Source organism: Citrobacter sp. TBCS-14 (assembly GCF_005280805.1).
GTDB classification, from domain to species: Bacteria; Pseudomonadota; Gammaproteobacteria; order Enterobacterales; family Enterobacteriaceae; genus Citrobacter; species Citrobacter gillenii.
In genome coordinates, this window is record NZ_SZWM01000614.1 from 1 (window position 1) to 269 (window position 269).

Here is a 269-nt window from a genome sequence, read left to right on the forward strand (position 1 = left end):
AAGTGACTAAACCTGTTTTTGTGCGTAACGGCAAAGCCGTCGCGTAATTCATCCTTTTTTGGAGATTGATTGATGAGCAACGTACCTGCAGAACTGAAATACAGCAAAGAACATGAATGGCTGCGCAAAGAAGCTGACGGTTCTTACACCGTTGGTATCACCGAACACGCTCAGGAGCTGTTAGGTGACATGGTTTTCGTTGACCTGCCCGAAGTTGGCTCAACCGTCAGCGCGGGCGATGATTGTGCCGTTGCGGAGTCCGTAAAAGC

At 49.4% G+C, this 269-nt stretch carries 1 protein-coding gene; it reads left to right on the forward strand.

What is annotated here, in order from left to right:
• Positions 1 to 72: 72 nt before the first annotated feature.
• Positions 73 to 269, forward strand: a 197-nt coding sequence (locus FDX22_RS20260) for a glycine cleavage system protein H (protein WP_370317641.1), incomplete at its 3' end; no start/stop codon positions are given.